This window comes from Streptomyces sp. NPDC005574 (genome assembly GCF_040605435.1).
Classification (GTDB): Bacteria; Actinomycetota; Actinomycetes; order Streptomycetales; family Streptomycetaceae; genus Streptomyces.
The window spans coordinates 1-12,851 of sequence record NZ_JBEXCW010000146.1; the positions used below are offsets into that span (position 1 = coordinate 1).

17 protein-coding genes and 1 pseudogene are annotated in these 12,851 nt (G+C 67.0%); 12 read left to right on the forward strand and 6 right to left on the reverse strand.

Going from position 1 to position 12,851, the window contains the following annotated elements:
• Positions 1–63: 63 nt before the first annotated feature.
• From ABZT03_RS40470 to ABZT03_RS40490, 5 genes are all read right to left on the reverse strand, one after another.
• Positions 64–384 carry a hypothetical protein gene (locus tag ABZT03_RS40470; protein ID WP_356048714.1) on the reverse strand — a complete coding sequence of 107 codons (321 nt, stop codon included), beginning with the start codon at positions 382–384 and terminating at the stop codon, positions 64–66.
• A 262-nt stretch (positions 385–646) separates the two neighbouring features.
• Positions 647–925, reverse strand: coding sequence for a helix-turn-helix domain-containing protein (locus ABZT03_RS40475; RefSeq protein ID WP_356048716.1), 279 nt, complete (start codon positions 923–925; stop codon positions 647–649).
• 95 nt (positions 926–1,020) lie between these two features.
• Positions 1,021–1,482 carry a DUF296 domain-containing protein gene (locus tag ABZT03_RS40480; RefSeq protein ID WP_356048718.1) on the reverse strand — a complete coding sequence of 154 codons (462 nt, stop codon included), beginning with the start codon at positions 1,480–1,482 and terminating at the stop codon, positions 1,021–1,023.
• A gap of 28 nt (positions 1,483–1,510) precedes the next feature.
• Positions 1,511–2,491: an asparaginase gene (locus tag ABZT03_RS40485; RefSeq protein WP_356048719.1), complete on the reverse strand. Its 981-nt coding sequence runs from the start codon at positions 2,489–2,491 to the stop codon at positions 1,511–1,513.
• Positions 2,492–2,531: 40 nt separating this feature from the next.
• Positions 2,532–4,301, reverse strand: coding sequence for a helix-turn-helix transcriptional regulator (locus tag ABZT03_RS40490; RefSeq protein WP_356048721.1), 1,770 nt, complete (start codon positions 4,299–4,301; stop codon positions 2,532–2,534).
• Positions 4,302–4,356: 55 nt separating this feature from the next.
• Here ABZT03_RS40490 and ABZT03_RS40495 point away from each other — a divergent pair, with 55 nt between their 5' ends.
• Positions 4,357–4,668, forward strand: a complete 312-nt coding sequence (locus ABZT03_RS40495; RefSeq protein WP_356048723.1) for a hypothetical protein — start codon at positions 4,357–4,359, stop codon at positions 4,666–4,668.
• A 44-nt stretch (positions 4,669–4,712) separates the two neighbouring features.
• Here the strand turns inward: ABZT03_RS40495 and ABZT03_RS40500 are convergent, their stop codons facing one another.
• A complete protein-coding gene (locus ABZT03_RS40500) occupies positions 4,713–5,051 on the reverse strand; it encodes a GntR family transcriptional regulator (RefSeq protein ID WP_356048725.1) in 339 nt (112 codons plus the stop codon).
• A gap of 611 nt (positions 5,052–5,662) precedes the next feature.
• Between ABZT03_RS40500 and ABZT03_RS40505 the strand changes: the two genes are divergently transcribed.
• From ABZT03_RS40505 to ABZT03_RS40555, 11 genes and pseudogenes are all read left to right on the forward strand, one after another.
• Positions 5,663–6,037 carry a hypothetical protein gene (locus tag ABZT03_RS40505; RefSeq protein WP_356048727.1) on the forward strand — a complete coding sequence of 125 codons (375 nt, stop codon included), beginning with the start codon at positions 5,663–5,665 and terminating at the stop codon, positions 6,035–6,037.
• Positions 6,038–6,080: 43 nt separating this feature from the next.
• On the forward strand, positions 6,081–6,221 hold the full coding sequence (locus tag ABZT03_RS40510) for a hypothetical protein (protein ID WP_356048728.1): 141 nt from the start codon (positions 6,081–6,083) through the stop codon (positions 6,219–6,221).
• Between the two features lie 147 nt (positions 6,222–6,368).
• Positions 6,369–6,842: a hypothetical protein gene (locus tag ABZT03_RS40515; protein WP_356048730.1), complete on the forward strand. Its 474-nt coding sequence runs from the start codon at positions 6,369–6,371 to the stop codon at positions 6,840–6,842.
• Positions 6,843–6,850: 8 nt separating this feature from the next.
• Positions 6,851–7,045 (forward strand): hypothetical protein, encoded by a 195-nt coding sequence (locus tag ABZT03_RS40520; protein WP_356048732.1) that lies wholly within the window; start codon positions 6,851–6,853, stop codon positions 7,043–7,045.
• On the forward strand, positions 7,038–7,208 hold the full coding sequence (locus tag ABZT03_RS40525) for a hypothetical protein (protein ID WP_356048734.1): 171 nt from the start codon (positions 7,038–7,040) through the stop codon (positions 7,206–7,208). Before ABZT03_RS40520 ends, ABZT03_RS40525 begins: the two co-directional genes overlap by 8 nt.
• Positions 7,209–7,289: 81 nt before the next feature.
• Positions 7,290–7,481 (forward strand): DUF5999 family protein, encoded by a 192-nt coding sequence (locus ABZT03_RS40530; RefSeq protein WP_356048743.1) that lies wholly within the window; start codon positions 7,290–7,292, stop codon positions 7,479–7,481.
• Positions 7,482–7,791: 310 nt separating this feature from the next.
• The gene (locus ABZT03_RS40535; RefSeq protein WP_356048736.1) at positions 7,792–8,526 is read left to right on the forward strand and encodes a hypothetical protein; all 735 of its coding nucleotides are present in this window, start codon (positions 7,792–7,794) and stop codon (positions 8,524–8,526) included.
• Positions 8,527–8,696: 170 nt separating this feature from the next.
• A complete protein-coding gene (locus tag ABZT03_RS40540; protein WP_356048737.1) occupies positions 8,697–9,854 on the forward strand; it encodes a hypothetical protein in 1,158 nt (385 codons plus the stop codon).
• 84 nt (positions 9,855–9,938) lie between these two features.
• A complete protein-coding gene (locus ABZT03_RS40545) occupies positions 9,939–10,097 on the forward strand; it encodes a hypothetical protein (protein ID WP_356048739.1) in 159 nt (52 codons plus the stop codon).
• A gap of 207 nt (positions 10,098–10,304) precedes the next feature.
• The gene (locus tag ABZT03_RS40550; RefSeq protein WP_356048741.1) at positions 10,305–11,999 is read left to right on the forward strand and encodes an FtsK/SpoIIIE domain-containing protein; all 1,695 of its coding nucleotides are present in this window, start codon (positions 10,305–10,307) and stop codon (positions 11,997–11,999) included.
• Between the two features lie 243 nt (positions 12,000–12,242).
• A pseudogene (locus ABZT03_RS40555) lies at positions 12,243–12,725 on the forward strand (lytic transglycosylase domain-containing protein); the annotation flags it as partial.
• Positions 12,726–12,851: the final 126 nt, after the last annotated feature.

Below are 12,851 nucleotides of genomic sequence, written 5' to 3' on the forward strand. Positions count from 1 at the left end.
CGCCGGATACGACCTCAACACTCGCATCCTCGCAGGCCACGGGCACCTTCTGCTGATACCCGATCAGATCACCTCAGCCGCTGAATATCCGAGGTCGAGACGGACAGGCAGCCCGTCATCACCGCGCATTTTCCGCTCAGCCAGGAACGACCACAGCGTCTCCGCGTCGCGGGGCTGCCCATCCAGCTCGTGAGCCCGGAAGGCCAGAAACACCACCAGGCGCAACGGCTCCTGACCGCAGATCGACAGTTCTTCGTACGAGACGGGGATGCCGCCCTCGGCCGGCGGCTCGAAAGCAAGGGCGTACTCGACCTCGTCGCCGACGCCAAGGCCATCGGATCCGGACGAGTCGGTTGGGTTGTGCTGGCTGTGCAACGGGGTCATCTCCCCAGGTAGGGGAGCCGCGACTAGCGCTGTGACCTATCTGCCTGCCCGGAGTAGTGGCGGTGCGCAATCGAGAGCGCATACTCTGGGTATAGGTGACCACGCGGGCTCTAGAGCCCACGGGCATCACCCGGCAGACGAGGTCACCTCGCTGCTCACGACTCAGGAGCTTTGGTAGGGCATGAGTCGGGCTTGGAAGCGGCTTCCGTTGTGGCGACGGGGGCCGCTTCGCATTTACGGGGGGTAGCTAGGCAAGCTCATGTCAGCCGGCCTCAGCGAGAGGGAAGCCTTCAGCGGCCGCAGGGTGCTGAAGGGCCCAGCCCTTGAGTAGGCGCAGGTAGGCAGCACGGGCTTTGGGGCGCGGCATGGACTGGCCATTCTCCCAGCGCAAAAAAGCCATGCGATGCACGCCGAAAGCTTCGGCGACTTCTTCCTGAGTCAAGCCGGAAGCCTTGCGAAGCTTGGCCCGTACCTCAGGAGGAGGCAGGACGTCAGCTGGTCGACTGAGTAGGTCATCCACGGCCTCAAAAAGGTTGGTCACCACTCCTCCTTCCCACGTGTGATCGAAACTGTACATGGATTGCTGCGTTCAGTGGTGCATTTGAGGCACTGTCAGTGTTTCGGTCACGCACCGTCTCAAGCCCCGAAGGTCAGCAGGGGTACGTCGTAAAGATCATGATTTTTCGGTCGCGTCATCACTGGCGTAGTGACCTCGACCAGGAGCATCTCGACAAGGAACTGGACGCGAGCACTGAGCAGATGGCTGGTGTGACCAGTGGCCGACCTGGCCTTCTCTCCCAATGATGTGTGGATGTGCGGCAGGACAGAGTCCGTCTCTGCGTCGTATGCGAGCGTCCCGCACCCCATCGCTTCTACGCCGGACAAGTGAACCTTGCTCCAAACCGGAGCCTCAGGGTCCTCCAGCTTCTCGCATGCACCAACAATCTCTGCTTCAGCGAAGCCGGCGATGAACATCGGGATATAGCCGTGCCGGACGCCGTTCTGGCGGCAGAACGCGTCGAGGGCGGGAAAGAAGTCGTCGCCATGGTCGAAGTTCACGGCGAACGTGCGACCAGTCGTCAGTTCGTAGCTGCGCAAGGTGGGTTCCAAGGGGTGGCGGGGGCAGTCACAGGACGGTGCTGAAGGTCTGGGCGATCTGGTCATGCTCGGCGGCGGTCATGAGCAGCAGCTGCAGCAGGATGCGTGCCTTGATCGGGTCCAGCGTGCTGCCGGAGATCAGTCCACGCCCAAGTAGGTCGGATTCGGAGCCGGGGAAGCCGTAGGTCTGTCGGAGCACGGGGCCCGATCCGGTGCGAGTGGTGAGAACGATAGGCACGCGTTTGGCGAGATCGCTGAGTGCGTCCACGCATGTCATCGGGACATGGCCGGCGCCGAATGCAGCGACGACCAGGCCGTCAACGTGGTCGCCCAGGACGGGCAGGAGCGTTCCGTCGTCTCCGAGGCCGACCGTGAAAATCGCTGTGCGTGCGGGCCTGGTGGTACCGCGTGGATCGATCACAGGGGAGGCGCCGGGACGTGCGGTGATCCGCACCCGGTCCTCCGCGACGTAGCCGATCGGCCCGGGGTACGAGGTAAAGGCTGTGGGGCTTGTGGCGTGCGTCTTACGGGCCCAGCGTGCGGCGTGGATCTCTTCAGCGAACACCACCATGCAACCCAGACCTCGTACCTCGGTGCTGGCCGCGACGCGAATGGCGGCCAGCATGTTCGCTGGACCGTCTGCGCCTGCCATGCTCGCGTTGCGCATGGCGCCGGTCACCACGATCGGCGTATCACCGGTGGTGACGAGGTCCAGCAAATACGCGGTCTCCTCGATCGTGTCCGTCCCCTGGGTGACGACTACGCCGTCGACCGCGAGCGTCTCCACCATGACGGCGAGCTCGAGCAGGTCGGAGAAGCCCAGTGAGGCGCCGGGAAGACGGCGGAAGTCGCGAACCTCCACGCCGATGCCCGTTTCGGCGAGCCCCGGTACGGCCGTGACGAGATCGTCAGCCGAGAGCGTCGGCGTCGCGCCGCTGTCCGCCTGGGCGGTCATCGCGATAGTGCCGCCAAGCGAGATCACCGCGATGCGCCGGGCCTTGTCGGCCATGGTCTCTTCCCTTCGTGGTCATGTGGGATTGTGGTCTGGATCAGTGGTCGGTCGGGAGGGATCCCACGTATGCGCACGCGGCATCAATACCAGCCGCTGAGACCAGCCGACTGCGGGACTGGATCAATCCAGACGACCCGTACTGGGCTAGCTGACCGCACCGGTCGATCAGCCAGGACCATGGCAGCTCGAGGTACTGCGCTAGAGCGCGCAGCCGTCCGGCGGCTGTTGGCGCGGCGGTAATCGAGTCCGCATTGACATCGCGCGCCGCGATCGTGAACTCTCGGACGACCGAGGTCCGGGCCGTCACGTCGACATGCCACATTCCGTCCCCGCGAACCCAGTTGGCGATTACCGCTTCCTTGTCGGGAGCGACCACGAACCCTTCAACGGCTTCGTACGCGGGATCGGTCGTGAACTGGGCATGGATCCCCAACGACTCCATCAACGCAACGGCCAGAAACAACAGGATCCGTTCATACCGCGGGGAGGAACGGACGACTTCCTCCGGGATACAGAATGCCCGGGTGCTCGTGCTGCCGAGAGCCTTGGTCGTCTCCCGCAGGTACGGAAACTTGTGATCGAAGATCAGCCACGCGCTGGCCTCCTCCCCCCGCTGCTCACGCGTCCAGAACGCCGGAAGTGTTGGCAGATCTGGCAGAGCACGCAGGATGTGACGAGCGCAGAAGTCCGAGCCCAGCCACATGTGGGCGATGGTGTTCAGCCCGGGTGCGGCCTCCCGGCTGACCGCAGAGGCAGACAGTCGCTCATACGCCCGTAGATCGCTGCGCGTCTCGGAAAGAGCCTGGTCATCAGCCTGCAGAGCGTCGTCGTAGTTGCTGACGGCCCAGAGAATGCCGTAGGTGAGATCGTCCAGCTCGTAAGCAGTGGGCGCGGTGACTTCGTACACGCCGCCGTTTCTCGTGAGCTTTGCGCGGGCCGCGCGGCCGTCCAGGGCGTAGAAGGCCGGGGAGCCAGCGGCGTTGACTGCTCCGACAAGTAGACCGCGATGGGGCCGCGCCAGAAACTCCTCTGCGCGCCGCTGGTCAGGCACAGACACGATCACCCGGCGTCCCTCTATGCGCGCAGGGTGGACCTGGAGTGAGAGCTGGGAGCCGAGCATTGAACGGCCCCCAGGGAGGAGCGCGTGCCAGTCGACACCGAACTCAGGGGACGGGCGAGACAGACGAAGCCCGGACCAACTCGCGGTGGCAGCTTTCGCGAAGCCGAAGGGATCCTCCGTGACCGCCGCGGACGCCGGCACGGGAAAGCCAGCCACTGCTGCTGCACCGATCCCCGCGCCGGCGCGCAGGAGTGCGCGTCGATCGAGTGCCACGAGCACCACCGTTCCATCATCGAGACGTCGAGGGACGAAGATCCCCTTGCCGTCCGACGCTGCCGCCTGAGACAGGGCCGTGGCCAGGTCCAGCGATGTATCGGATACATGGAACGCCGCATCGGATACATGGCCGGGCTGGGAGACCTTCCCGCCGATCGCCTGCCACAGCCCGATCAGGAACCCGCCAGCGCCAAGCGCCCGGTCGATGAGTTCAGCCTCCCCCAGGTCCTTGGGCGGCCGGTCACCGTTCTCCCATCGCTGCACCTTGGAGTGCGAAACGAACGTCCTAGCGGCCAGCTCCCGCATGGACAGACCATGTGCCTCGCGTAACTCCCGGATCACGTAACCAAGACGGTGCTGAGGCGACTGATCAGGCGTCAGCGCATTCGGTCGCTGCCCCACTTTGAGCCCCCTCCATGTATCCAAGTCCCTGTATCCGGCGGACGGATACAGAACAACCGTAGAAGTCACTGAAGATCACGCCTACACCTGGAGTGACACCAACCGGAACCCCCAGGAGGGCGAGATGAACAAGCTTCCGCATGCCCATGACGTATCCCACGCCGTGGCCGACGCGCATGGTCGGCAGGTCGACCTCACCCTCACCGGACCGCCCTTGACACACCACTGCTCCTGCATGAACCCCACTGCAGGGCCCCGGCCGCGCGGCCGACCCGGCGCCGTAGCCATACGGGTGGCTGCGGTCTTGACCATCGGCCTGGTCATATCGGTGCTCCTCGTGGTCATCCGCGACATCGTCACCACCGTGGCCAGCACCAGCGCAACCGGACTGATCTTGAAGGCCCTCTTAGCGCCTGCTGGTAGCCGAGAGCGATGAACGCTGTGCCTGACACGATCGCGTTCACCCGAAGTAGCGCCGAGTCAGCTGCTCGTACGATCGCCAGCTTCAAGTCGTTCCAGCCGCTCGCTCAGGTCAGCCACCTGCTCTTCCAATCGCTTGATCGCTTGGGAAGTGGGATCGGCCACAGCATCGAGGGCGGCCTCCCGAATGAAGGACCCGCGGCCCTGATGGGAGTAGACGACGCCCTCTGTGCGGAGATCCGCGAGTGCTCGCTGCACCGTGCCTGGGGCGACGCCGTAGTGGTCCGCGAGTTCCCGGGTGCTGGGCAGCTTGTCATTGCTCTGCAGCCGGCCGAGCCTGACCTGGTCTTTCACGTCTTGCACGATGCGCTGATAGGGCTGCAGGTCTTCGGCCGTCATGAGCCACATCGTAGAGCTCCCTCGTCGATTTAGACAGCTTCACCAACTTAGTTGACACGGTACGCTGAGCAGGGCACTGTATCGGTTAAGTTGAGTAAGTCGGTTAGGTTGCGCTCGGAAGTTCCTGGTCCGAAGCGCTCGTTGATTGAGAACTCCATAGCGTGATCCACCACAGCTACGACAGCCGTGACCACACCGCGGCTGATGTGAGTGGAGACCCGTCGTGAGGCGCTATCACCGCTGGTGGTGGCAGTCGGCACGTGCGATGACCCGTCAGGCGTTCATTACTGGCGGAGAGCCCGGAGGGCCGACATCCCCGCGACGCTAAAGAACGACGCGGCACACCTTTACCGCTGACCCGCCCGGACGGATCTCCCGGCGGCGAGCGGTCCGCGTCCCGTTGAGATCCGGCGCCCACGGCGCCGCGCCAACTTCCGCAGCCTGCGCTGCCTGTCGTACATCGCTCCGCCCTTGAGGTCGGGCTGGTGGCCGGCGGAGTGCGCAGGACGCACTCCCCGCCTCTATCGGCGGAGTCGCAATGCGACGAACCCCCAGGGATTGCGCCCCTGGGGGTTCTTGTCGCCGGTCACCCTTCCGAGAGGACGACCCGCATGCCCAGCATCGCACCTGTCTCCGCTGCCCGGCCGCCGTTGCCGGTGCGGCCGGCGCCGCATGAGCGGGATGGCCGCCGGCCCGCCCCGTCGACCGGCCGCCCCCACCCCCAGGCGGCCACTTTCGGCGACCAGATCGGCCCGCGCCGGCCGGGCGCCATCTACCAGAACTCGGACGGCAGGTTCGAGGTTCTCGCGCTCATCACCGACCCGGGCGAGGCCGCGCAGCTGCTGCGCCGTCAGTCCGCGCGGTGGGCGGTCATCGTCCGCGACACCCTGCGCCCCGACGGGATCCCGTTCGCGGTCGGATCCGTCTGGACGTGCTCGGACTACCTGATCCGCCCCGCCACGTCGGCCTACGCCCCCGCTGCCTGACACCCCTGCACGACAAAACCCTTCAAGAGAGCAGGACGTGACCATGGGTGACACCTTCGCCAACCGCATGTTCAGGGAGTCCGAGGACGTCTATGCCGCGATCGAGCGCGGTGAGGTGACCGACGTGGAAGCCGCATTGCTGGACGCCCAGGTACGGGCGTCCGTCGCAGACGAAACGGCCTGAGGGCCCGCCACGGTCCCTCTCCCACCCCACCAGAGCGTTGGGGGTGGGAGACGGGCCGTGGCTGGCCGTCCGGCCAGCCACACGGCGACAGCCCCGGAACTGTGACCTTCCGGGGCTGTCTGGTCAACAGGACGTTGGGAGATCCCCTTGACCGCGACGATCATGACACGGCCCCAGTCCCAAACGACAGTGGCCGTCAGCAATCCGGAATACGCGTACGAGCCGTGTGGAACCTGGCACGCCGGCGCCTGCACGGGCCTCGCACTCCAGCAGCTCGGTGAGCTGGTGCGGCGGATGGTGCGCGAGAGCGACGCCCGGCTCCCCCGCGGCCGCAAGGCACGCCGCACGCTGCAGGAGATGGTCCCGGGCTACGAGCGGCAGCCGGTGCTGGTCCTGCACCGGCCGCTGATGAACGACGCCTGTGGGCTGTGCGGGCGGTGGAACTGCACCGGCACGGACTGCCCGCCCGGCTTCACCGCTCCCGCCGCGGCGAGCGTCACGGTGACCGGCTCGGGTGGCTGGCAGTGCGACACCTGCGGCAACTGGTTCGGTGTCACCGCCGCCGGGCCCGCCCCGGTCACCGCCTGGACGTGTGCCGCCTGCGCCAACACCGGCCGCTGACCGGCTAGATGGCGCACCTCATACGGGCGGCCCGCACGGCGCAGCATCGCGCCGCCCGGGCCGCCCGCCTGGTCGGCCCCGCCCATCCATGGGCCCGGCTGCTGCTGGCCGCCGCCGCAATGACGGCAACCGCGGCCTGGGAGGCCGGCCACCACGTCCACGACCTGCACCCGAGCACGAAAGGCCCGCCCCCGCGTGGCTGACGACCTCTACACCCGCTACCTCGCCGCCGACCGCACCTGGCGCGCGCACCGAGGCAGCTGCTCCACCTGCACCGACCACACACGCTGCACGACAGGCGCTCCCCTCTACGAGGCGTTCGCGCGCCTGCAGGACGCCTACCTGCAACGGCAAAAGCGCCGCTGACCAAGTCAGGAGAAACCCATGCTCAGCACCCTCACCACCGCGCTCGGCACCCCCGGCATGGCGCAGCGCCTGCCGGACTCCCTGTGCCAGCACGAACCGCGCTGCCCGTCGGCTGACAGCCCGGACCGGGAGGCCGCGCACATCGTGGCCGCCCACCCGGAACAGGGCTGGTCCCTGCTGTGCAACGCCGTCCTGGTCTTCGAGGACACCGGCGATCTGCTGCCCGACGGCCAGATCGTCGCCCCGCGCCGGCACCTCGCCGTCGTGGCCTGACCTGCCCCCGCAGCCACTGTCCCAGCCTGACACCGCCACCTCTGTCGGCTGCCTGACCCGCCCGGCCCAACTGCCGCGCCCCAAGCGGCGGTCGGTCCGGGCGGTGTCCAGGGGAGCCGCGCAGCCGCGCGAGCCCACCACCTGCCTTCACGGGAGGCCTTCCGTGTCCCGTCTTCTTCCGTTACGCGTGCCGCTGGACGCATCCGCGCTGCCCCGCAAGGCGCCGGCCCCGCTCCCGACGGCACACACCACCCGTCCAGTGCCCGCCAGCGGACCCACGCTGCCGGCACCACGCCAAGGAGCTGCCGCCATGCCTTTCGCCGACACCGTCACGATCACCGGCGACGAACACCGCGAGATCTTCAACCGGCTCGCCCCCTACCTGCCGTCCTACCTGCAGAAGGTCGAACCGAACCCGTCCGGCTGGGGACTGCGCTTCACCTTCGCACCCTTTACCGGCCGCGAGGCACGCCCCGACAGGCCGGCCGCCTCGCACGGCGATCCCCGGCTGCGGCACGTGGCCGAATCGCAGGACCCGGCTGAGTACCGCCTGCGCAGGGCTGCTCGCATCATCCTCAGCGACATCTACGAGGCGGCGTACGAGAAGTGGAAGGACGCCGCCTACGTCGCCGCTCTCCAGGCCGTCGTGCAGGATGCCCCCCGGCGATGGCAGGCCTACGAGCGCGAGGCCAAAGCGCTGGAGGCGGCGTACGCCTACCTGCGCACACCCGAAGCGGCCCGGGAATGGCCGGCTGCACTCTCCCGCCTGATCGACGCGCAGGACCGTACCCGGGGCGCGGCCGAAGCCTTCGACATGCGTGCCCGACAGATCGCCTCGGTGCACGAAGAGCACCTGTATGCCGACCTGGGCCACGACGCCGCTCTGAAGGCCGCCGGCTACCCCGAAGCCAAGGACTGGCACATCGGCAGCGCCTACGAGGGCAGCTACAGCGACTTCCTGACGGAGCAGGTGAACCGCCTGATCACAGAGCAGGAGCGGCATCTCGCCAAGGTCAGCCGCCTGTCCAACACGACCGCAGGCTGACCGGGCCGCTCCCGTCACCCCTCCACTCCTCAGCAGCACGCAAGGAAGGACGCTCCGTGCGTCTCGTCTACCTGCTCGGCATGTTCAGCCCGCTCATCGTCGTCCTCGCGGTCCTGCTGGCCCGCTGACAGACCGCAGCAACCGCCCCCAGAGAGAACAAGGAGAAACGCGTGCGCAGCATCTGGAAGACCCGCTCTCCCCGCGAGAGCGACGCCGGCCCCCGACAGTGGCCGTCCCCACGCGGGATGGTGCTCGCGGTCCTGGGGGTCATCACCCTCGGAGTCGCTGTTCTGTCCGTGGCCGTCAGCTACGACATCCTCGAGCCGCGTTTCGGCGCGTGGGCGCTGCCCACCGTCGGCGCCCTGGACGCCCTGTGGGTGGTGTTCCAGGCCACCGAGATCCTCGCGGGCAACAACCGCCGTCGCGCCCTGCGGGTGCAGGTGGCCGGCCTGGCCCTCACAGCAATCAACGCGGCCATCCCGACCTTGCACCTGATCGCGGCCGACGCCACGCACTTCGACCTGGCGTTCGTCCTCACCCCGCTCGCCATCGTGTTGACCAAGGTCGCCTGGTGGTGGGTGATGCCCTCGCTGGGTCGGAAGGTGTCGGCCGGCACCCGCCAGGAGATCGAGGCCAAGCGCCAGGAGGTCGCCGACAAGCTGGAGCAGATGGAGGCCGAAGCCGCCCAGCGCATCGAGCTGCTCGCCCTGGCGACCACGCTGGAAAAGCAGGTCGCCGAAGCCGAGCGGGACTACCGCAAGTCCAAGCTCAAGGTGCAGCAGACCATGGTCGAGGCGCTGCACCAGCAGGCCGTGGACACCGAGAAGACCATCACGGAAAAGGCCCTGCCCGCCTCCGTGGCCGCGATCCAGCTCCCCGACCTCGGCACATGGACGCCCGCGACGCTGGCCCTGCCCGGCATATCCGGCGGCACGGGCGGCACGCAGGTCAGGGCCCTGCCGGAAGGAACCGGCACACCCGACGGCACATCCGGCGGCACGCCGGACGAGGACCCGGCACACGCGGCGGCACACGCCGCCATCGCCGAACTCGCCGCCATCGCAGACGTGCCAGTCCCCAAACCGGGCCAGCCACTGAGTGATGAGCAGCTGGACATCGTCCTGCGCCACCTGCGCTACCGCAAGGACCCGCCGGACTCCTACCGCCAGGCCCGCGACACCTACCGCGCGCTCGGCTTCGTCGGCAGTGAGGCGCGCATCCGCACCGCCTTCACCGCACTCATGGCCAAGGAACACGGCGCCCGCCAGAGCGAGAACGCCGACACGCCCGAGGACGCCGAGACCGAGCCCGAAGACACCAACGCCTGACCAACCCTCACACGCCACCGAGAGGGCCAGCCCACCTTGCGGGCCGGCCCTCTCGGTGCACACCACCCGAAAAGAGGCACGCACATGAGCACCTGGCTGTACGTCGCCAGCAGCATCACGCTCCTGCTCTCCCTGGCAACAGTCCTCGCCACCCCCTTCCTGCTGGCCCATTCCCGCTCCCCCTACGACCACGGGTCCGGCTGCTGGTGGTGCCACCCGCGTCTGCCGCTGCGACGGCACTGACCCACCGTCCGGCACCACCAGTGAGGGCCAGCCCGCCACGCGCGGCCTGGCCCTTGCTGCGACTGCCGGAACCACGCAGTCGAGGCGGTGCAGACCCGGCGAGTGACCCGGCGAGCGAGACCACGCGGTCTCGCAGACCCGGCAAGCAGACCCGGCGAGCACCGCCCAAAACCACAGGCAATCGAATCAATGTACGAGTGCGCTCGCGTGCTCACGATCATGGAATGGGGCGGGATGGGAAAGGGAAAACAGCAGGCCAGCGGCGCTAATGACGACGTGTGGGGGCAGGCGGCAGGCGCGATCGGCACGCTCGTGATCGCGTTCGGCATGCTCGCTGCGATCAAGGACAAACTTGGTCTGTCCTGGCTGACCACGGTGCTCGTCACCGCCGGGGCGCTGGTCGCCCTCGGCTACGCCGTCTGGAGAATCAGGGTCTGGTTCCTGACTCTGAAGGTGGGTGGGAAGCCCGCAGCGGAAGACAAGAAGTCCGCAGCCGCTCTGACGGAGCAGCCCCTGGCCACGGCAGTGATCGGAGGCGACCAGGCTGCCGCTCAGGCAGCTGTGGCGCACCCGCAACTGACCCCGGCGCTCGTCACGGCCGGCGTCGTCGGCAAGGACGAAATCATCCGCGCCGACCAGGTCACGATCGAACCGGTCCCAGCGCCGGGCAAGGGCGCCATCTACGACTTCCTGGTCCCAGAGGGGCGCACGTACAAGGACGTCGAGAAGCGGTTGGGCAACGTCGCCGGCATGTTCGGTGTGACCCGTCTGCATCTGAAGATGGAGCGCAGCCGGGACAGCGAGCGCCGTGTCCGGCTCCTGGTCCTCGATGAGCCGCCGCACACCCGCGCGTTCACTCCGCCGACCCGGCGGGAGATCGAGGCCTTCGACGGGGTGCCCTTCGGGCACGACGTCGTCGGGCAGCTGGCCGGCGTGGAGACCTTCGACAAGGCATCTCTGCTGGTCGGCGGCATGACCCAGATGGGCAAGACAACCCTGGTCAACGGCCTGATCACCTGTCTGCTCATCGCATACGGGGAATTCGATCTGTATCTGCTCGACGGGAAATTCTGCGGGCTGACCAGGTTCGAGAAAATCGCCGTCCGCTACGAAGCGTCCGACGACCCTGCCGTGTTCGAAGACATGGCCGACGAGCTGAACGGGCGCGCGGACAACCGCTACGAGAAAATCAAGGAAGCCATCCGGAATCGGCAACCAGCGCCCAAGTTCAGGCCGGTCTTCTTCATCGTTGACGAAGCGGCAGACTTCTTCGCCCATGACGGAACGAACGCCGGTAAGGACAATGCGGCACGGGTCGCAGAAAAGGCCCGTTCCCTGGTCGCCAAGTGTCTGGAGTCCGGGATCTCTGTGGTGATGCTGACGCAGCGCCCGGCCCAGAATGCGATTCCCGTCATGGTCCGCGACCAGTTCCTCTACCGGATGTGCCTCTACGTGGCATCGGAAGGAACGGCGAAAGTCGCCCTCGGGGACACCTACTTCGAGACGATCGCTCCGATCAACCCTGCACTTCTCGATTCGAGCATCAAGGGCCAGGGCGTTCTGTTCGCCCACGGCACATCCACCCTCCTCCGGGGCTTCAACTTCCCTGACGAATTCATCTGGGAAGTCGTGGACGACATCGAGAACCGGCAGCGCGCAACGCTGGAAAAATCCCCGGAAACCCCCCTGAAAGAGGCCATCAACCTCATGCAGGAAAAGGGTTCCGAGTTCATGTACACCAGCGAACTGGCCCCGGCGCTTGGCATCACGGAAACCAATCCCGCAATGCAGGGGCGCAAGCTCTCTGCCCTACTCAAAATTCCGTCGAGCAAGGACGACAAGGGAGTGCGCGGCTACAAGCTGGCGGACCTCATCAGCGCCGCCAAGTCATCCGGTTCGTGACGCCGCCAGGCATCCGCCGGACCATCCGCCAGACACCTGCCGGGGACCCGCCGGACGCATCCGCCCCGGCGGATCACGGCGGATCCCCGGCGGCCCCTGGCAGATCCCCGGCAGATGCTCCGGCGGATCACAAACAGCACCTGAACTGCAACAACTCCACATTGACCGCCCGAAGGAGGTACGACCCCCTTGAGAGGCTCTACAGCCGTCACGATCGGCGTAGGAGCGACCGCGGCCGTCGTGGTGGCCGCGCTCGTCCAGGCGGCCGGCGACGACCCCGTCATGGGAGCCGCGCTCAGCCTGTCCATCCCGTCCCAATACCGCTCTCTGGTGCAGGACGCAGGAAACGCCTGCCCCGAGGTCACACCCAATCTGCTCGGCGCCCTGCTCACGCAGGAATCGGGATTCAATCCGAAAGCAACTTCGCCCGTCGGAGCCGAGGGCGTCGCGCAGTTCATGCCGTCCACGTGGGAAACCCACGGAATCGACGGCAACAGCGATGGAAAACGCGACGTATGGGATCCCGCAGACGCGATCCCCTCCGCTGCGAAATACCTGTGCGACATCGCCAAAGACGTCAAAGACGTGCCCGGTAACGCGCAGGACAACATGCTGGCCGCCTACAACGCCGGATCAGGCGCCGTCAAAAAGTACGGCGGCGTACCGCCGTACAAGGAGACACAGAACTACGTTCAGTCGATCTCCGCGCTCGCCAACACCCCCGCCCCTGGCGGAAAGAAGGCAACCACCACGCAGGCCACGGCCCCGGCGTAGTTGTGTGATGTCCGGTTCCGTGCCGGTTGGTCAGATGCTGTAGACGGCGAAGGCGTCTTTGTGGCGGAGGAGGTCGCG

Bases quoted from the DNA above. Each gene is read 5' to 3' on its own strand.
- ABZT03_RS40500 (WP_356048725.1), bottom strand. From the start codon at position 5,051: ATGACGGCCGAAGACCTGCAGCCCTATCAGCGCATCGTGCAAGACGTG.
- ABZT03_RS40495 (WP_356048723.1), top strand. From the start codon at position 4,357: ATGAACAAGCTTCCGCATGCCCATGACGTATCCCACGCCGTGGCCGAC.
- ABZT03_RS40520 (WP_356048732.1), top strand. From the start codon at position 6,851: ATGGCGCACCTCATACGGGCGGCCCGCACGGCGCAGCATCGCGCCGCC.
- ABZT03_RS40510 (WP_356048728.1), top strand. From the start codon at position 6,081: ATGGGTGACACCTTCGCCAACCGCATGTTCAGGGAGTCCGAGGACGTC.
- ABZT03_RS40535 (WP_356048736.1), top strand. From the start codon at position 7,792: ATGCCTTTCGCCGACACCGTCACGATCACCGGCGACGAACACCGCGAG.
- ABZT03_RS40505 (WP_356048727.1), top strand. From the start codon at position 5,663: ATGCCCAGCATCGCACCTGTCTCCGCTGCCCGGCCGCCGTTGCCGGTG.
- ABZT03_RS40470 (WP_356048714.1), bottom strand. From the start codon at position 384: ATGACCCCGTTGCACAGCCAGCACAACCCAACCGACTCGTCCGGATCC.
- ABZT03_RS40545 (WP_356048739.1), top strand. From the start codon at position 9,939: ATGAGCACCTGGCTGTACGTCGCCAGCAGCATCACGCTCCTGCTCTCC.
- ABZT03_RS40485 (WP_356048719.1), bottom strand. From the start codon at position 2,491: ATGGCCGACAAGGCCCGGCGCATCGCGGTGATCTCGCTTGGCGGCACT.